Origin of the sequence: Streptomyces sp. NPDC006335 (assembly GCF_040612795.1) — a bacterium.
Lineage (GTDB): Bacteria > Actinomycetota > Actinomycetes > Streptomycetales > Streptomycetaceae > Streptomyces.
On sequence record NZ_JBEXQX010000008.1, the window covers coordinates 206,608 to 222,917 of the forward strand.

General features: G+C 69.7%; 18 protein-coding genes and 5 tRNA genes. 6 read left to right on the forward strand and 17 right to left on the reverse strand.

Features of this window, described 5'->3' with window-relative positions; genetic code table 11:
* Window positions 1-113 precede the first annotated feature (113 nt).
* Both ABZ098_RS23445 and ABZ098_RS23450 read left to right on the forward strand, forming a co-directional pair.
* Complete coding sequence (locus ABZ098_RS23445; protein WP_003997603.1) at window positions 114-347, forward strand: Lrp/AsnC ligand binding domain-containing protein; 234 nt, start codon at window positions 114-116, stop codon at window positions 345-347.
* A gap of 20 nt (window positions 348-367) precedes the next feature.
* Window positions 368-850, forward strand: a complete 483-nt coding sequence (locus tag ABZ098_RS23450) for a DUF3515 domain-containing protein (protein WP_356594111.1) — start codon at window positions 368-370, stop codon at window positions 848-850.
* Between the two features lie 1,167 nt (window positions 851-2,017).
* On the opposite strand, the gene ABZ098_RS23455 is transcribed toward ABZ098_RS23450, so the two are convergent.
* From ABZ098_RS23455 to ABZ098_RS23465, 3 genes are all read right to left on the reverse strand, one after another.
* A complete protein-coding gene (locus ABZ098_RS23455) occupies window positions 2,018-3,175 on the reverse strand; it encodes a D-alanine--D-alanine ligase family protein (protein ID WP_356594113.1) in 1,158 nt (385 codons plus the stop codon).
* A gap of 82 nt (window positions 3,176-3,257) precedes the next feature.
* A complete protein-coding gene (locus tag ABZ098_RS23460; protein WP_356594115.1) occupies window positions 3,258-4,268 on the reverse strand; it encodes an NAD(P)H-dependent glycerol-3-phosphate dehydrogenase in 1,011 nt (336 codons plus the stop codon).
* The gene (locus ABZ098_RS23465) at window positions 4,265-5,029 is read right to left on the reverse strand and encodes a lysophospholipid acyltransferase family protein (protein ID WP_356594117.1); all 765 of its coding nucleotides are present in this window, start codon (window positions 5,027-5,029) and stop codon (window positions 4,265-4,267) included. The genes ABZ098_RS23460 and ABZ098_RS23465 overlap by 4 nt, the downstream gene beginning before the upstream one ends.
* Window positions 5,030-5,184: 155 nt before the next feature.
* Here ABZ098_RS23465 and cofC point away from each other — a divergent pair, with 155 nt between their 5' ends.
* The gene (gene cofC / locus ABZ098_RS23470) at window positions 5,185-5,823 is read left to right on the forward strand and encodes a 2-phospho-L-lactate guanylyltransferase (protein ID WP_356594119.1); all 639 of its coding nucleotides are present in this window, start codon (window positions 5,185-5,187) and stop codon (window positions 5,821-5,823) included.
* A 9-nt stretch (window positions 5,824-5,832) separates the two neighbouring features.
* Window positions 5,833-6,024 carry a hypothetical protein gene (locus ABZ098_RS23475; RefSeq protein WP_356594121.1) on the forward strand — a complete coding sequence of 64 codons (192 nt, stop codon included), beginning with the start codon at window positions 5,833-5,835 and terminating at the stop codon, window positions 6,022-6,024.
* A 96-nt stretch (window positions 6,025-6,120) separates the two neighbouring features.
* On the opposite strand, the gene ABZ098_RS23480 is transcribed toward ABZ098_RS23475, so the two are convergent.
* The 4 genes from ABZ098_RS23480 to leuC all read right to left on the reverse strand — a co-directional run bounded on the left by ABZ098_RS23480 (window position 6,121) and on the right by leuC (window position 9,436).
* Complete coding sequence (locus ABZ098_RS23480; protein ID WP_356594123.1) at window positions 6,121-6,768, reverse strand: HU family DNA-binding protein; 648 nt, start codon at window positions 6,766-6,768, stop codon at window positions 6,121-6,123.
* A gap of 137 nt (window positions 6,769-6,905) precedes the next feature.
* Window positions 6,906-7,136 carry a hypothetical protein gene (locus ABZ098_RS23485; protein ID WP_007384922.1) on the reverse strand — a complete coding sequence of 77 codons (231 nt, stop codon included), beginning with the start codon at window positions 7,134-7,136 and terminating at the stop codon, window positions 6,906-6,908.
* Window positions 7,137-7,412: 276 nt separating this feature from the next.
* Window positions 7,413-8,006, reverse strand: a complete 594-nt coding sequence (gene leuD, locus ABZ098_RS23490; RefSeq protein WP_356594125.1) for a 3-isopropylmalate dehydratase small subunit — start codon at window positions 8,004-8,006, stop codon at window positions 7,413-7,415.
* A 5-nt stretch (window positions 8,007-8,011) separates the two neighbouring features.
* Window positions 8,012-9,436, reverse strand: coding sequence for a 3-isopropylmalate dehydratase large subunit (gene leuC, locus ABZ098_RS23495; protein WP_356594127.1), 1,425 nt, complete (start codon window positions 9,434-9,436; stop codon window positions 8,012-8,014).
* A gap of 191 nt (window positions 9,437-9,627) precedes the next feature.
* Here leuC and ndgR point away from each other — a divergent pair, with 191 nt between their 5' ends.
* Window positions 9,628-10,344: an IclR family transcriptional regulator NdgR gene (ndgR, locus tag ABZ098_RS23500; protein WP_007384919.1), complete on the forward strand. Its 717-nt coding sequence runs from the start codon at window positions 9,628-9,630 to the stop codon at window positions 10,342-10,344.
* 177 nt (window positions 10,345-10,521) lie between these two features.
* Here ndgR and ABZ098_RS23505 read toward each other — a convergent pair whose 3' ends face one another.
* Window positions 10,522-11,028: a DUF4188 domain-containing protein gene (locus tag ABZ098_RS23505; RefSeq protein WP_356594129.1), complete on the reverse strand. Its 507-nt coding sequence runs from the start codon at window positions 11,026-11,028 to the stop codon at window positions 10,522-10,524.
* A 79-nt stretch (window positions 11,029-11,107) separates the two neighbouring features.
* Between ABZ098_RS23505 and ABZ098_RS23510 the strand changes: the two genes are divergently transcribed.
* A complete protein-coding gene (locus ABZ098_RS23510) occupies window positions 11,108-11,752 on the forward strand; it encodes a MerR family transcriptional regulator (RefSeq protein WP_356594131.1) in 645 nt (214 codons plus the stop codon).
* Between the two features lie 47 nt (window positions 11,753-11,799).
* On the opposite strand, the gene ABZ098_RS23515 is transcribed toward ABZ098_RS23510, so the two are convergent.
* The 9 genes from ABZ098_RS23515 to ABZ098_RS23555 form a co-directional block, all read right to left on the reverse strand.
* Window positions 11,800-11,875: transfer RNA gene (locus ABZ098_RS23515), tRNA-Glu, on the reverse strand.
* 28 nt (window positions 11,876-11,903) lie between these two features.
* Window positions 11,904-11,975 (reverse strand) — tRNA-Gln (locus ABZ098_RS23520).
* 21 nt (window positions 11,976-11,996) lie between these two features.
* A tRNA-Glu gene (locus ABZ098_RS23525) sits at window positions 11,997-12,069 on the reverse strand.
* Between the two features lie 62 nt (window positions 12,070-12,131).
* Window positions 12,132-12,204 (reverse strand) — tRNA-Glu (locus ABZ098_RS23530).
* Between the two features lie 40 nt (window positions 12,205-12,244).
* A tRNA-Gln gene (locus ABZ098_RS23535) sits at window positions 12,245-12,316 on the reverse strand.
* Window positions 12,317-12,408: 92 nt separating this feature from the next.
* Window positions 12,409-13,140: an HAD family hydrolase gene (locus ABZ098_RS23540; RefSeq protein ID WP_356594133.1), complete on the reverse strand. Its 732-nt coding sequence runs from the start codon at window positions 13,138-13,140 to the stop codon at window positions 12,409-12,411.
* Window positions 13,141-13,190: 50 nt separating this feature from the next.
* Window positions 13,191-13,853, reverse strand: a complete 663-nt coding sequence (locus tag ABZ098_RS23545) for a DUF4241 domain-containing protein (RefSeq protein ID WP_356594135.1) — start codon at window positions 13,851-13,853, stop codon at window positions 13,191-13,193.
* Window positions 13,854-13,969: 116 nt separating this feature from the next.
* Window positions 13,970-15,454, reverse strand: a complete 1,485-nt coding sequence (gltX, locus tag ABZ098_RS23550) for a glutamate--tRNA ligase (RefSeq protein ID WP_356594137.1) — start codon at window positions 15,452-15,454, stop codon at window positions 13,970-13,972.
* Window positions 15,438-16,223: a fumarylacetoacetate hydrolase family protein gene (locus ABZ098_RS23555; RefSeq protein ID WP_356594139.1), complete on the reverse strand. Its 786-nt coding sequence runs from the start codon at window positions 16,221-16,223 to the stop codon at window positions 15,438-15,440. Before ABZ098_RS23555 ends, gltX begins: the two co-directional genes overlap by 17 nt.
* Between the last annotated feature and the right edge of the window lie 87 nt (window positions 16,224-16,310).

The window sequence follows — 16,310 nt, forward strand, 5'->3', positions numbered from 1 at the left end:
CGCACCCGGCACGGGCGTCCGCGTCCCCCGCGGGTCTCCCCGCAGCGCGCGGCGACGCGATACCGTGGCGTTCCTTTTCCCCACATGATCCTCGTGGCCGCCCTGGAGGTTCCGTGGTACAGGCGTACATCCTGATCCAGACGGAGGTCGGCAAGGCGTCGACCGTCGCCGAGACGATCAGCAAGATCCCTGGAGTCATCCAGGCCGAGGACGTGACAGGACCGTATGACGTGATCGTCCGCGCACAAGCCGACACCGTGGACGACCTCGGCCGCATGGTGGTCGCCAAGGTCCAGCAAGTGGACGGCATCACCCGCACCCTGACCTGCCCGGTCGTCCATCTGTAGCCCCCGTCTACCCTTGGCCGGTGAACTTCTTCCGTCACCGGCCTCTCGGTCTGTCCGCGCTCGCCCTGCTGATCACGGTCTCGGGCTGCTCCTCCGCAGACCACGAAGCGTCGGCGGCGGTTCCCTCGCCGGGGGCGGGCGTCACGAAGCTGTGCCGAGAACTGGACCGGGTACTGCCGTCCGAGGTCGACGACCAGGACCGTCGAGATCCCGAGCCCGTGTCCGCGCTGACCGCGGGCTGGGGTGACCCGGCGATCATACTGCGGTGCGGTGTCGAGCGACCCTCCGAGATGGACGATCCGGAGGCCGACGGGGTCGAGGTGAACGGGGTGGGTTGGCTGCTGCAGAAGCAGGACGACGGGTCGTTCCGGTTCACCACGACCCTGCGCAAGGCGTACGTCGAGGTCACGATCCCCAAGGACCGCACCGCGGACGGCATGGCACCGCTGGTGGACCTGGCGTCCGGCATCAAGAAGGCGATCCCCAAGGGAATAGCCGACTAGCCACCGCCGACCACCTCGAATCCCTTACGGCCGCCCCCGCGGAACCCCGCCGACCAACGCGGGGAACCCCACAGCCGGGCCGGACGGAGCGGAGGCCCTACCGACCGGCGCCCGAAATCCCAACGACCAGCCACCACCACTTCGGACCCGCCACGGAAGCCTCACCGACCAGCCACCACCACTCCGGACCGCCACGAAAGCCTCACCGATCAGCCGCCGAAGTCCCGCCGATCCACCACCAAGACACTCCCCCCACCAGACGCCGAAATCCGCCCCACCCGCCACGGAAGCTGCGCCGACCAACCGCCGCCGCACTCGTGACCGTTCAACGGAAGCCCCACCGCCCCGACCGCAGGAGCCCTACCGACCGGAGGCCGCAATCCCAACGACCCGCCACCAGCACGTCGAAGGGCCACGGAAGCCGCCGCCCAGCCGCCGCACTCGCGACCGGCAACAAAAGCCCCACCGCCCCGGCCACGTGAGGCCCCACCGACCGGCGGCCGGAATCCCAACGACCGGCCACCACCCCTCCGGACCGCCACGAAAGCCTCACCGATCAGCCGCCGAAGTCCCGCCGATCCACCACCAAGACACTCCCCCACCAGACGCCGAAATCCGTCCCACCCGCCACGGAAGCTGCGCCGACCAACCGCCGCCGCACTCGTGACCGTTCAACGGAAGCCCCACCGCCCCGGCCGCAGGAGCCCTACCGACCGGCGGCCGCAATCCCAACGACCCGCCACCAGCACGTCGAAGGGCCACGGAAGCCGCCGCCCAGCCGCCGCACTCGTGACCGGCAGCGAAAGCCCCACCGCCCCGGCCACGTGAGGCCCCACCGACCGGCGGCCGCAATCCCAACGACCGGCCACCGGCACGTCGAACCCGCTGCGGAACCGGTCAGCCCCCGAAGCCCTGCCGACCCACCGCCGACGCACTCCCGGCGGCCGCCGAGCCGTACCCGACCCGGCGGCGAAACACTGGCGACCAGCCGCTGCACCGCTCCCGACCGACTGGCGAATCCTGCCGGCCGGCCACCGGGCCGCCCCCTCCGGGACCGTGGGAACCCGTCCGACCCGCCGCCAAGCCCCACCGACCGGCGACCGCAGCCCTATCGACCACCCGCCGAACCACCCCCAGCTGGCACCAGAGCGCGAACGCCTCCCGCGACTACCGAAGCCCCGTCGACCTTCGCAGCGCCGCCCCGATGAGCCGGTCCACCAGCTCCGGGTAGCTGATCCCGCTCTTCTCCCACATCTGCGGGTACATCGAGATCGGGGTGAAGCCCGGAAGCGTGTTGATCTCGTTGATCACGAACTCGCCGTCCTCGGTGAGGAAGAAGTCCGCGCGGACCAGCCCCTCGCAGGAGGCCGCCTCGAAGGCGTCGACCGCGAGCTTCTGGACCTCGGCCGTCTCCTCGGGCGTGAGCGGCGCCGGCACGATGCCCGGGGTCGAGTCGATGTACTTCGCCTCGAAGTCGTAGTACGCGTGCTCCTGCGGCGGCGGGATCTCCGCGGGGACCGACGCGCGCGGGCCGTCCTCGAACTCCAGGACCCCGCACTCGATCTCGCGGCCCCGCAGCGCCGCCTCCACCAGGATCTTCGGGTCGTGGCTCTGCGCCTCGGCGATCGCCTCGTCCAGGCCGGACAGGTCGTCGACCTTGGTGATGCCGATCGACGAACCCGCGCGCGCGGGCTTCACGAACAGCGGCCAGCCGTGCTCGCCCGCGAAGTCGACGATCTTCTTGCGGGCCGCGGACTCGTCCCGCTCCCACTCGCGCGGCCTGATCACCACGTACGGGCCGACCTTGAGCCCGAAGGAGATGAACACCCGCTTCATGTACTCCTTGTCCTGGCCGACGGCCGAGGCGAGCACGCCCGAGCCGACGTACGGGACACCGGAGAGCTCCAGGAGACCCTGGAGGGTGCCGTCCTCGCCGTAGGGGCCGTGCAGGACGGGGAAGACGACATCGACCTCACCGAGCGCCTTGGGCACCGATCCGGGCTCGCTGTAGACGACTTCGCGGTTCGCGGGGTCCACGGGGAGCACCACGCCGCCCTCGGTCGACTCGGCCAGCTCCTCGACACTCGGCGTGCGGCGCTCGGTGATCGCCATGCGTTCCGGTTCGTCGGCGGTGAGCGCCCAGCGGCCGTCCCGGGTGATGCCGATCGGCAGGACGTCGTACTTGGTCCGGTCGATGGCCCGCAGTACGGCGCCGGCGGTGACCACGGAGATCCCGTGTTCGGAGCTGCGCCCGCCGAACACGACGGCCACGCGCGGCTTGCGAGGCGGCTGCTCAGGGCTCTGGGGGAGGTTCTCGGTGCTCATATCGCGTTGAGAGTACCCGGTGGTAGTGCCCTGAGACAGCGCCCACCCCTGCGGCGAACGAGGCAAAAAACGCCGTCGTGGCTCAGCGTCGCTCGGGCTTCGCGCTGCGCGACATCAGCTCCTTGACGGCGACCACCGGGGACTTGCCCTCGTGCACGATGCCGACGACCGTCTCGGTGATCGGCATGTCGACGCCGTGCCTGCGGGCGAGATCCAGCACCGACTCACAGGACTTGACGCCTTCCGCGGTCTGCTTGGTGACCGCGATGGTCTCCTGGAGGGTCATGCCCTTGCCGAGGTTGGTGCCGAAGGTGTGGTTGCGCGACAGCGGCGAGGAGCAGGTCGCCACCAGGTCGCCGAGGCCGGCGAGTCCGGAGAAGGTGAGCGGGTCCGCGCCCATCGCGAGGCCCAGCCGGGTCGTCTCCGCCAGACCGCGCGTGATGAGCGAGCCCTTGGCGTTGTCGCCCAGTCCCATGCCGTCCGCGATGCCGACGGCGAGGCCGATGACGTTCTTGACGGCACCGCCCAGTTCGCAGCCCACCACGTCCGTGTTGGTGTAGGGGCGGAAGTACGGCGTGTGGCAGACGGCCTGGAGGCGCCGGGCCACCGCCTCGTCGGTGCAGGCGACCACGGCGGCGGCCGGCATGCGCGCGGCGATCTCCCGCGCGAGGTTGGGCCCGGTGACCACGGCGATGCGGTCGGCGCCGACCTTCGCGACGTCCTCGATCACCTCGCTCATCCGCATGGCGGAGCCGAGCTCGACGCCCTTCATGAGGGAGACGAGGACGGTGTCGGGCGCGAGCAGCGGGGTCCACTCGGCGAGGTTGGCGCGCAGGGTCTGCGAGGGGATCGACAGGATCGTGAAGTCGGCGCCCGCGGCGGCCTCGGCGGGATCCGTGGTCGCCCTGACGCCCTGCGGGAGTTCCACGCCGGGGAGGTAGTCGGGGTTCGTCCGGCTGGAGTTGACGGCCTCGGCGACCTCGGGACGGCGTGCCCAGAGGGTGACCTCGCAGCCCGCGTCGGCGAGCACGACACCGAAGGCCGTACCCCATGAACCGGCGCTGAGAACCGCCGCCTTGACGGGTTTGCTCACTTGCTCTTCTCCCCCTCGTGGCCGCTCTGGGCCTGGGTCCTGCGCCGCTGCTCGATCCGCTCGCGGCGCGGGTCGTACGCCGTCTCGGGTGCCTTCTCGCCCCGGATGATCTCGAGCTGGGCGGTGACGGCGGCCATGATGACCTCGGTGGCCTCCTTCAGGAGGTCCGGGGTCATCTCCTTGTCGTAGAACGGCGACAGGTCCACGGGCGGTCCGGCGAGGACGTGCGAGGTCTTGCGCGGAAGGATGTGGAGCTTCTTCGCGTACGGCGGCAGCAGTTCGTTGGCGCCCCACTGCGCGACCGGGACCACCGGGCACTTGGTCTGCAGGGCCACGCGCGCGGCGCCGGTCTTGCCGACCATGGGCCATTGGGCGGGGTCCCGGGTGATGGTGCCCTCGGGGTAGAACGCGACGCATTCGCCGCGTTCGACCGCCTCGATCGCGGCCCGGAAGGCGCTGAGCGCGTCCGTGGTCTCGCGGTAGACGGGAATCTGCCCGGTGCCGCGCATCATGGCGCCGACGAATCCCTTGTTGAAAAGCGGGCTCTTCGCGAGGAATCGCGGAACGCGCCCGGTGTTGTACTGGAAGTGCGCGTACGCGAAGGGATCGATGTGCGAATTGTGGTTGACCGCGGTGATAAATCCGCCGTCAGCCGGAATGTGCTCCATTCCACGCCAGTCCCGCTTGAGCAGAACCACGAGCGGCGGTTTGGCGATCACCGCTGCCAGGCGGTACCAGAAGCCGATTCTGCGGCGGGGCACGCTGACACCTTCCTCTTGGGCCTGGGGGGCCGCACAAGTGTCGCCCCGGGCCGTCCGTCTGTCGAGAACACCGTACGCCCCGCCACCGACACCGCCAGATGGGGCGCGTGACGACTGAGTGACAATGGCCGTGAGAAGAGAAGGACGGAACGCTCGTGCAGTGGACCTTGGTCATCCCGCTGAAGCCCCTGGCGCGGGCCAAGAGCAGGCTCGCGGACACCGCCCACGACGGGGTGCGACCGGGTCTGGCCCTCGCCTTCGCCCAGGACACCGTGGCGGCCGCGCTGGCCTGCCCGGCGGTCGGGGATGTGGCGGTCGTCACGGACGACGCCCTGGCCGGCCGGGAGCTGAGGGCCCTGGGCGCCCGGATCGTTCCCGACGAGCCCCGAGGGGGCCTGAACGCGGCCCTGGCGCACGCGGCGGCCGTCGTACGGTCGACCAGGCCCGAAAGCGCCCTCGCGGCCCTGAACGCCGATCTTCCGGCACTGCGCCCCCATGAATTGGCCCGGGTACTCGACGCCGCCGCTGAATTCCCGCGCGCTTTTCTCGCGGACGCCGCGGCAATCGGCACCACCCTGCTGGCTGCGCGGACGGACACGGAATTGCGTCCCGCCTTCGGCCCCGATTCGCGCGCCCGGCACCGCGCCTCGGGAGCGGCGGAACTCCCCCTCGCCGAGGTGGATTCCGTACGGCAGGACGTGGACACCGGCGAGGACCTGCGGGCCGCGCTCGCGCTCGGCGTGGGTCCCCGGACGGCCGCCGCCGCGGCGCGGTTGCTGATTCCCGGGCAGTAGGCTGCGGCCATGCAGGCGACCGCGTACACGTACGACCCCGAAAGCCGCAGTGGGCAGGTGCTTCTCGACGACGGCACCCCCGTGCCCTTCGACGCGCCGGCGTTCGAGGCGGGGGGCCTGAGGCTGCTGCGCCCCGGGCAGCGCGTGCGGATCGAGATGGCCGGGGACAAGATCACCCTGGTGACGCTCCAGACCTTCTGAACAGGTCTTCCGAACAGGCCTTCCGAACCCCTTGCACACGCCGCGGGCCGGACTCCGATGCGGAGTCCGGCCCGGCGCGTGAGTGCCCCTGTGCCCTTACCTCTTGCGGGCCGTGGCCTTCTTGGCGGTGGTGGTGCGAGCGGCCGACTTCTTGGCGGGTGCCTTCTTGGCGGTCGCCTTCTTCGCCGGGGCCTTCTTGGCCGTCGTCTTCTTCGCGGTGGTCTTGCTCGCCGCGGTGCTCTTGGCGGCGGTGCCGGTGGCCTTCTTGGCGGGGGCCTTCTTCGCCGTCGTCTTCTTGGCGGTGGCCGTGGTCTTCTTGGCCGTCGTCTTCTTCGCGGTGGTCTTCTTGGCCGTGGCGGTCTTGGCGGTCGCCTTCTTCGCGGCCGCCTTCTTGACCGTGGCCGAAGCCCCGCCGGTCAGGCTGCCCTTGGGCGCCTTCTTGACCGCGACGTCGTTCTTGGGGAGCTTCTTCGTGCCGCTCACCAGGTCCTTGAAGCCCTGGCCCGCACGGAAGCGCGGAACGGAGGTCTTCTTGACCCGAACCCGCTCGCCCGTCTGGGGGTTGCGGGCGTAACGGGCCGGCCGGTCGACCTTCTCGAACGAACCGAAGCCGGTGACCGAGACCCGGTCGCCCGCGACCGTCGCGCGGACGATGGCGTCCAGGACCGCGTCGACCGCGTCGGCGGCCTGCTGGCGGCCGCCCAGCTTGTCGGCAATCGCTTCTACGAGCTGCGCCTTGTTCACGTCTTCCCCTTCGGAGACATTGCCCGAACGAAACTGTTCAAGCTTTTTCGCACGTTAGGCAGATATATACCGCAAATCAAACACGAAACGGGCTTATCACCCTTGTGCCGCAACGAACTCGACTGCTCTGGACTTGTTCAGCGTTCCTCTTCCGGGATTCGACCCGCGTCGAGGTCGGCCATGAACCCCTCCAGACGCCTTGTCGCTTCGACGACGTCGTGCTTGGCCGCGGCCGTAATGACCAGCAGCTTCCGGGTCAGCGCCATCCGTACGCCCTCCGGGACTTGCAGTGCGCGCACTCTTGCGTGCGCTTCCTTCAGTTGGTCCGCGACCGCCGCATAGAGCTCGAGTTGGCCGTCGTGTTCCATGCACAGATTGTGCCATCTGGGGCGAGTTGTCGCCTGCTAGGGGTGCAACTGCCGCCTCAAACGGCCTTCCGGGCACATCCGGGAGTCACGGCTACAAGGGACGCGTACCCCGACAACACCCGCCTTAACGTGGGAAGTTGAGCGGGCGTGTCGCGCGGTGCGAGTCCGTCCGGACGCAGACACGGCCGTACCCCCGATCGGGCTGATCGGGGGTACGGCCGGGGTGTTGGGTGGCCGAAACTCGACCTGTTCAGTTGCTCCGAAGGAGGGGCGCGATCACGCCTGCAGCGTCCGCGGCTTGTACGAGGGCCGCTTGGCCTCGTACGCGGCGATGTCCGCCTCGTTCTGGAGGGTGATGGAGATGTCGTCCAGGCCGTTCAGCAGCCGCCAACGGGCGTTCTCGTCGAGCTCGAAGGCGGCGGTGATGCCCTCGGCGCGCACCTCGCGGGCCTCGAGGTCGACCGTGATCTCGGCCGTGGGGTCCTTCTCCGTGAGCTCCTGGAGCGCGTCCACGATCTTCTGCTCCAGAACCACCGTGAGCAGGCCGTTCTTGAGCGAGTTGCCGCGGAAGATGTCGGCGAAGCGCGAGGAGATCACGGCCTTGAAGCCGTAGTTCTGCAGCGCCCACACCGCGTGCTCACGGGAGGAGCCGGTGCCGAAGTCGGGGCCGGCGACCAGGACCGTGGCGCCCTTGCGCTCGGGCTGGTTGAGGATGAATTTCTCGTCCTTGCGCCAGGCCTCGAACAGTCCGTCCTCGAAACCGTCCCGGGTCACCTTCTTGAGCCAGTGAGCAGGGATGATCTGGTCGGTGTCGACGTTCGAGCGGCGCAGCGGGACGGCCCGGCCGGTGTGCGTGGTGAATGCTTCCATGACTCTCAGACTCCAGCGGCGACAGGGGCGTCGGACAGGTCGGCGGGCGAAGCCAGGTGGCCCAGCACGGCGGTCGCGGCCGCGACCTGCGGCGACACCAGGTGCGTACGACCGCCCTTGCCCTGCCGGCCCTCGAAGTTGCGGTTGGAGGTGGACGCGGAGCGCTCACCGGGGGCCAGCTGGTCCGGGTTCATGCCCAGACACATCGAGCAGCCCGCGTGCCGCCATTCGGCGCCGGCCTCCTTGAAGACCACATCCAGGCCCTCGGAGACGGCCTGCAGGCCCACGCGCGCGGAGCCGGGGACAACCAGCATGCGTACGCCGTCGGCGACTTTGCGGCCCTTGACGAGCTCGGCGGCGGCGCGCAGGTCCTCGATGCGGCCGTTGGTGCACGAACCTACGAAGACGGTGTCCACCTTGATGGAGGTGAGCGGCTGGCCGGCCTCCAACCCCATGTATTCCAGGGCCTTTTCGGCGGCGAGGCGCTCCGAAGCGTCTTCGTACGAAGCGGGATCGGGGACGTTCGCCGAAAGCGGCGCGCCCTGGCCCGGGTTGGTGCCCCAGGTGACGAACGGCGACAGTTCGGCGGCCTCGATGACGACCTCGGCGTCGAACTCGGCGTCCTCGTCCGTCTTCAGGGTCTTCCAGTACGCGAGCGCCGCGTCCCAGTCCTCGCCCTTGGGCGCGTGCGGGCGGCCCTCGAGGTAGTCGAAGGTGGTCTGGTCGGGGGCGATCATGCCCGCGCGGGCACCGGCCTCGATCGACATGTTGCAGATGGTCATGCGGGCTTCCATCGACAGCTTCTCGATGGCGGAGCCGCGGTACTCCAGGACGTAGCCCTGGCCGCCGCCCGTACCGATCTTGGCGATGATCGCCAGGATCAGGTCCTTGGCGGTGACGCCGTCGGGCAGTTCGCCGTTGACCGTGATGGCCATGGTCTTCGGGCGGACCAGCGGCAGCGTCTGGGTGGCCAGCACGTGCTCGACCTGGGAGGTGCCGATGCCGAAGGCCAGACCGCCGAAGGCGCCGTGCGTGGAGGTGTGCGAGTCGCCGCAGACCACCGTCATACCGGGCTGGGTCAGACCGAGCTGCGGGCCGACGACGTGCACGACACCCTGCTCGACGTCGCCCAGCGGGTGCAGGCGCACACCGAAGTCGGCGCAGTTCTTGCGCAGCGTCTCCAGCTGGACGCGCGAGACCGGGTCGGCGATCGGCTTGTCGATGTCGAGGGTCGGGGTGTTGTGGTCCTCGGTGGCGATGGTCAGGTCGAGCCGGCGCACCTGGCGACCGCTCTTGCGCAGACCGTCGAAGGCCTGCGGGCTGGTCACCTCGTGCAGCAGGTGCAGATCGATGAAGAGGAGGTCGGGCTCGCCCTCGGCGCGCCGGACGACATGGTCGTCCCAGACCTTCTCCGCGAGTGTCCTACCCATCGCTTTCCCTCCGGTCGGCCATAGCCGCGCCGACCCAACTAGAAGATCTTGTGGAGGCGACGCCCGTGGCCCCTGTTCCCGGGCACCCGCCGCCAGGCCCGTTGGTCCGCGGGCCGCTGTGTCTACAAGGGTTGCGCGTCTCACGGAAAAAGGAACTTGCGTTTCACAGAGTGAGACGTGAGTATCGTTTCATGGACAACAGTAGCGGCGTCGGCGTTCTGGACAAGGCGGCCCTTGTTCTGAGCGCTCTGGAGTCCGGACCCGCCACCCTCGCAGGACTGGTCGCGGCCACCGGACTGGCACGACCCACGGCCCATCGGCTGGCCGTGGCTCTGGAACACCACCGCATGGTGGCACGTGACATGCAGGGCCGTTTCATTCTCGGCCCGCGCCTCGCCGAGCTGGCCGCGGCCGCCGGCGAGGACCGTCTCCTCGCGACGGCCGGCCCGGTGCTCACGCATCTGCGGGACATCACCGGCGAGAGCGCGCAGCTCTACCGCCGCCAGGGCGACATGCGCATCTGCGTCGCCGCGGCGGAGCGCCTGTCGGGCCTCAGGGACACGGTCCCGGTCGGCTCGACGCTCACCATGAAGGCGGGCTCCTCGGCGCAGATCCTGATGGCCTGGGAGGAGCCGGAGCGCCTGCACCGCGGCCTCCAGGGCGCCCGCTTCACGGCCACGGCCCTGTCGGGCGTACGGCGCCGGGGCTGGGCCCAGTCCATCGGCGAGCGCGAGCCGGGCGTCGCGTCCGTGTCGGCGCCCGTACGCGGCCCCTCCAACCGCGTGGTGGCCGCCGTCTCGGTCTCCGGTCCCATCGAGCGCCTGACCCGCCACCCGGGCCGCATGCACGCCCAGGCGGTCATCGACGCGGCGGCCCGTCTCTCCGAGGCGCTGCGCCGCACGGGTTGAGGGCGCGCCCTGTCGATCCGAAGTCCGGCCTCAACGCCGCGGCAGGTCTTTCTATCGACAGGGCGATGTCCGACCTCCTCAGGGGCGCGGGGAACTGCGCGATCAGCCCCCACCGGCCGTCAGTCGACTGACTCGCCGTCGTGGCCGGTTGCGCGGTTGTCCGCGCACCTTGGCAGGTCACATGCTCCCGGCCCGATGAGCGAACCTCTCCTTCGCGGACCGCCCGCGCGCAGCGACCGGCACCTGACCGTGCGCCGCCGCCAACCCGAACGCCGGCATGTCGACGTAGATCGACTCGTGCGATCCCTCCGGCACCACGTACGCCTCGTGCCACAGCCCCACGTGCTGCCGCACCTTCCCCGCCTTCTCCTTGCGGTTGATGATCGCCCAGGCCCGGTGGTGGAACATCTCCGGCGAGTGCGCGTAGGCGTACAGCTTCTCCTTCGACTCCCAGTACTGGACGACGTAGTACGTCCGCGGCGAGGCCGTCAGCAGTACGTGCGAGAGCAGCCCCCGCTCCGGCGCCCGCGACAGCTCCCGCAGCATCCGCGGCATGGCCAGGATGACCGGGACCCAGTGGTGCACGGCCCAGAAGTGGTTGACGCGCATCCCGATCAACAGGACGACCACGTCCTTCTGCGGGGACGCGGTGGTGCGGCCTGCGACGACTTTCTTCCCGAACATGGGACCCCCTCGTTGGCGAGCAGCACTATCCGACGGCGGATGTTTGGATAGTGCCGGTATCCGAGAGGACGTACAAGAGATGCGGCTGGCCGAACTCAGCGAACGCAGCGGGGTGTCCACCGCGACGATCAAGTACTACCTGCGCGAAGGGCTGTTGCCGCCGGGCCGCCGACTCAACGCCACCACGGCCGACTACGACGAGGACCATCTGCGCCGGCTGCGACTGGTGCGGGCGATGATCCAGGTCGGCAAGGTGCCGGTGGCCACGGTCAGGGAGGTGCTGCGGCACGTCGACGACGACTCCCTGCCCCGCGCGATGCGCCTGGGCGCGACGGTCTGGGCGCTGCCGCAGCTGCCGGAGCCGGACGCGGACGACGAGTTCGTGCGGAGCGCGCGGGTCGCGATGGAGGAGTTGCTGAAGACGCTGGGGTGGACCCACGCCCAGGCCATGACGAGCGTCTCCCCCTCGTTCCGCTCCCTGGTGGTGGCGGCGGCCGCGCTGCGTCGTCTCGGCTACGACTGGAGTCCCGAAATGCTCGTGCCCTACGCGCGGTTGATGCGCCAGGCGGCCGAGCTGGACATGGCGTTCGTGGAGTCGCATGTGTCGGAGGCCGAGAAGGCCGAGGTCGCGGTGTTGGGCGTGGTGCTCGTCGAACCGATGCTCCGGGCACTGCACCGGCTGGCGCAGGAGGAGGAGGCGACGCGGAGATACGGTTCCGAGTGACCCCGGAACACGGCGAAGGCCCTCCGCCTGAGCGAAGGGCCTTCGTGTGGTACCCCCGACCGGATTCGAACCGGCGCTACCGCCTTGAGAGGGCGGCGTGCTAGGCCGCTACACAACGGGGGCGTGGATCCTGCGTTGCCGCAGGCCCGAGCTGGTCTACCTGGACTCGAACCAAGACTAACTGAACCAGAATCAGTCGTGCTGCCAATTACACCATAGACCAATGTGGTTTAGACCAGTTCCGTACCCCCGACCGGATTCGAACCGGCGCTACCGCCTTGAGAGGGCGGCGTGCTAGGCCGCTACACAACGGGGGCCCTAGCGATCCTGCGTGAGAGTCAGCGGGTGCGACCCTGACTGACCCTCCGGGAAGGATCTGTACCCCCGACCGGATTCGAACCGGCGCTACTGCCTTGAGAGGGCAGCGTGCTAGGCCGCTACACAACGGGGGCTTCGCGGAGTTGATCTCCGCCTGCAGATGAGCTCTGCGAGCTGGCCTACCTGGACTCGAACCAAGACTAACTGAACCAGAATCAGTCGTGCTGCCAATTACACCATAGGCCACTGGAACGCAAGCCCCTACGGGGATCTTGTTCTAGTTCTGCTCCTCCGGTTCCCGGCCTTTCGGCCCGCTCTCCGGCGGCGCAGGAAGAACATTACCCGAAGGTGGACGGGGCTCCAAAACGGGTATCCGCGCCGAGGATCGCGGGGAGTTCGGCGAGGGAAGCGATGCGGTGGGTGCCGTCGGGTGCCTCGATGGTCGCGTACGGGCCCTCGCGGGCGATCCAGACCGAGAGCAGTCCGGCGTCCGCGGCGCCCCGGCCGTCGATCTCCGGGTGGTCGCCGACATAGGCCACCTGGTGCGGGGCCAGCTCCAGGGCGTCGCAGGCCGCGAGGAAGGCGCCGGCCTCGGGCTTGGAGACGCCCAGCTCGGCGGCGCACAGGATGACCTCGAAACGGTCGTGGACACCGAGGACGCGCAGCTTGTGGTCCTGGACGTGGATGCTGGAGTTGGAGAGCACCGCGTGCCGGTGACTGGTGGCGAGGGCGTCCAGGACCGGCAGGACGTCCGGGAAGAGGGCCCAGGCGGTCTCGTAGTGGGCGATGTACCGCTGGAACCAGGCGTCGGCCTCCGCGTCGGTCAGCTCCTCGCCGAGGAACACCCGCACCCGGTCCCGCCGCTGCCCCTGGAAGTCGACCTCCCCCGCCGAGAACCGCGCCCACTGGGTGTCGGTGACCGCCCGCCACCGCACGATGGCCTGCTCGACGCTCTCGTACGCCTCCAGCAGTCCCTCGGCCGCCAGGTGCAGGCCCATTCCGACGCGGTCGGCCCCCGTGTAGTCGAAGAGGGTGTCGTCCACGTCCCAGACCACGGCCCGAATGCTCATGATCCGACGGTAACCCGGCACCCGGGGGCACGTCCGGCGATTGCGGTGCCTCAGGAGGGGTCGGGGGCCACGAAGAAGTCCGTCAGGAAGCAGGTGACCTCACCGGACGCGGATCGCCCGATCCAGGTGGGGTAGAAACCGTCTCCCCAGCCGGAGGTGAAGGCGGCGAGGGTGTGACCGGTGGAGGGGGACGTGACCAGGTGCGGGCCGCCCGACCAGTCGCTGTTCTCGAAGGCGTCCCACAGCGGGCCCTCGTCCTCCTGCGCCTCGGGAAAGGCCTCCTCGGCCGCCGCGTCGTAGAAGCAGCCGGTGCCGGCGTCCACGCCGTAGCCGAAGAACTCGTCCTCCTCGAGCTCCGCGGGATCCTGTTCGGGGCGCAGCGCCAACTCCCAGGCCGTGGTGGGCTCGTCGCGTATGACCAGGCGGGCGGCGGCCACCCTGAGGTGGGGCGTGGCGGCCGGGGGCTCGCCGGGCCGGCTCAGGGTCGCGACGGCCGCCTCCACGCGGTAGCGGCCGGGGGGCACGGAGACCGTGAACGGCTCGATGTCCCCGGAACCGAGGTAGACGAACGGATCGCAGGCGACGACCCGTCCGGTGGGCAGGTCGAGCTCCCCTCCCGCCGCCACGTGGATCACGCCGGTGGTCCCGGACTCGTCGGCGAAGGTGCTGCCCGGCGTGAACAGCCAGGTGTGGTCGCGCGGGGACATCGGCACGGGAGCGCCTTTCCGGATCTTGTGCAGGTGAGCCGGAACAGTAGTGGGCGCCACTGACAGTGACGCGTGAAGGGCGGCAACCGGGGTCCGGTTGCCGCCCTTCACGCGTGCGTGCCCTACGCGGTCAGCTTCGCCAGCGCCGCGTCGATCCTCGCCAGCGTCGTCTCCTTGCCCAGGATCTCCAGGGACTCGAAGAGGGGCAGGCCGACCGTGCGGCCGGTGACGGCGACCCGGACCGGGGCCTGGGCCTTGCCGAGCTTGAGGCCGTGGGTCTCGCCGGCGGCCAGGACGGCCTCCTTGAGGGACTCCGGCGAGGTCCAGTCCGCCGACTCCAGCTTCTCGCGGGCCGTGCGCAGAAGGGCGTCCGAGCCCTCCTTCATCGCCTTCGTCCAGGAGGGCTCGTCGAAGACCGGCTCGGGGAGGAACAGGAAGTCGACGTTGTCGGTGATCTCGGAGAGGACCTTGAGGCGGGTCTGGGCGTGCGGGGCGATCGCCTGCCACTTGGTCTCGTCGAAGTCCTCCGGCGCCCAGGGGGCGAAGGGGGCCTTCAGCCAGGGGGCGCAGCGCTCCGTGAAGTCCTTCACGTCCAGCATCCGGATGTGGTCGGCGTTGATCGCCTCGCACTTCTTCAGGTCGAAGCGGGCCGGGTTGGGGTTCACGTCCGCGATGTCGAAGGCCGCGACCAGCTCGTCGGTGGTGAAGATGTCCTTGTCCGCGGAGAGCGACCAGCCCAGCAGGGACAGGTAGTTGAGCAGGCCCTCGGGCAGGAAGCCGCGCTCCCGGTAGAGGTTGAGCGAGGCCTGCGGGTCGCGCTTGGAGAGCTTCTTGTTGCCCTCGCCCATCACGTACGGCAGGTGACCGAAGGCCGGCACGTACTTGGCGACGCCCAGCTCGATCAGCGCCTTGTACAGGGCGATCTGGCGCGGGGTGGAGGACAGCAGGTCCTCGCCGCGCAGGACGTGCGTGATCTCCATCAACGCGTCGTCGACCGGGTTGACCAGCGTGTAGAGGGGCGCCCCGTTCGCCCGTACGATCCCGTAGTCCGGGACGTTCTCCGGGGTGAAGGTCAGCTCGCCGCGGACCAGGTCGGTGAAGGTGATCGTCTCGTCGGGCATGCGGAAGCGGACGATCGGCGTACGGCCCTGGGCCTTGTACTCCTCGACCTGCTCGGCGCTCAGGTCGCGGCAGTGGCCGTCGTAGCCGGACGGCCTGCCGGCCGCGCGGGCGGCCTCGCGGCGGGTGTCCAGCTCCTCCTGGGAGCAGTAGCAGTGGTAGGCGTGGCCGGCGTCCAGGAGCTTGGCGGCGACGTCCTTGTAGAGGTCCATGCGCTGCGACTGGCGGTACGGCGCGTGCGGGCCGCCGACCTCGGGGCCCTCGTCCCAGTCGAAGCCCAGCCAGCGCATCGAGTCCAGCAGCTGCTCGTAGGACTCCTCGGAGTCGCGGGCCGCGTCGGTGTCCTCGATGCGGAAGACGAGGGTGCCCTGGTGGTGCCGGGCGAACGCCCAGTTGAACAGGGCGGTGCGGACCAGGCCCACGTGGGGGTTACCGGTGGGCGAGGGGCAGAAACGTACGCGGACGGGTGCGCTAGCCACGCTTGACAACCTTGTTGGTGAGAGTGCCGATGCCTTCGATGGTGACGGCGACCTCGTCGCCGACGGTGAGCGGCCCGACGCCTGCCGGGGTGCCCGTGAGGATCACGTCGCCGGGAAGCAGCGTCATGGCCTCGGAGATGTTGACGATCAGATCCTCGATGCCGTGGATCATCTCGCTGGTGCGGCCGAGCTGGCGTTGTTCGCCGTTGACGGTGAGCTGGATCGTCAGGTCGGCGGCCGTCTCCAGGTCCAGGCCGGTCTCCACCCAGGGGCCCAGCGGGCAGGAGGTGTCGAAGCCCTTGGCCCGGGCCCACTGCTTCTCGCGCTTCTGGACGTCCCGGGCGGTGATGTCGTTGGCGCAGGTGTAGCCGAAGATCACGTCCTTGACGCGCTCGCGCGGGACCTCGCGGCACATGCGGCCGATGACGACGGCCAGTTCGGCCTCGTGGTGGAGGTCCGCGGAGAAGGACGGGTACTGGATCTCGTCGCCGGGGCCGATCACCGAGGTGGAGGGCTTGAAGAAGGCGAACGGGACGTCCGGGACCTCGTTGCCCAGTTCCCTCGCGTGGTCGGCGTAGTTGCGGCCGTACGCCACGACCTTGTTGGGGAGCACCGGCGGCAGCAACCTGACCTTGCTCAGCGGGACCTTCGTACCGGAGAGCTCGAAGTCCGCGAACGGGATGCCCTTGATGATGTCGAGGACGAGCTCGTCCGGCCTGTCGCCCTCGACCGCGCCGAAGGCGACGTTCCCGTCGATGGAGAATCTGGCGATGCGCACGGGATCTGGGCGCCCCTCTACTCGGCCGGCTGGAGTCTGACGCTCCAGGCTAACGCGGGAAGGGGTGCCCCGAGGCTCCGGACGGCG

Coding starts and splice junctions, on each gene's coding strand:
- ABZ098_RS23455 (WP_356594113.1), bottom strand. CDS start 3,175: ATGAGCACCGAGAACCTCCCCCAGAGCCCTGAGCAGCCGCCTCGCAAG.
- ABZ098_RS23475 (WP_356594121.1), top strand. CDS start 5,833: ATGCAGGCGACCGCGTACACGTACGACCCCGAAAGCCGCAGTGGGCAG.
- ABZ098_RS23485 (WP_007384922.1), bottom strand. CDS start 7,136: ATGGAACACGACGGCCAACTCGAGCTCTATGCGGCGGTCGCGGACCAA.
- leuD (WP_356594125.1), bottom strand. CDS start 8,006: ATGGAAGCATTCACCACGCACACCGGCCGGGCCGTCCCGCTGCGCCGC.
- leuC (WP_356594127.1), bottom strand. CDS start 9,436: ATGGGTAGGACACTCGCGGAGAAGGTCTGGGACGACCATGTCGTCCGG.
- ndgR (WP_007384919.1), top strand. CDS start 9,628: ATGGACAACAGTAGCGGCGTCGGCGTTCTGGACAAGGCGGCCCTTGTT.
- ABZ098_RS23505 (WP_356594129.1), bottom strand. CDS start 11,028: ATGTTCGGGAAGAAAGTCGTCGCAGGCCGCACCACCGCGTCCCCGCAG.
- ABZ098_RS23510 (WP_356594131.1), top strand. CDS start 11,108: ATGCGGCTGGCCGAACTCAGCGAACGCAGCGGGGTGTCCACCGCGACG.
- ABZ098_RS23540 (WP_356594133.1), bottom strand. CDS start 13,140: ATGAGCATTCGGGCCGTGGTCTGGGACGTGGACGACACCCTCTTCGAC.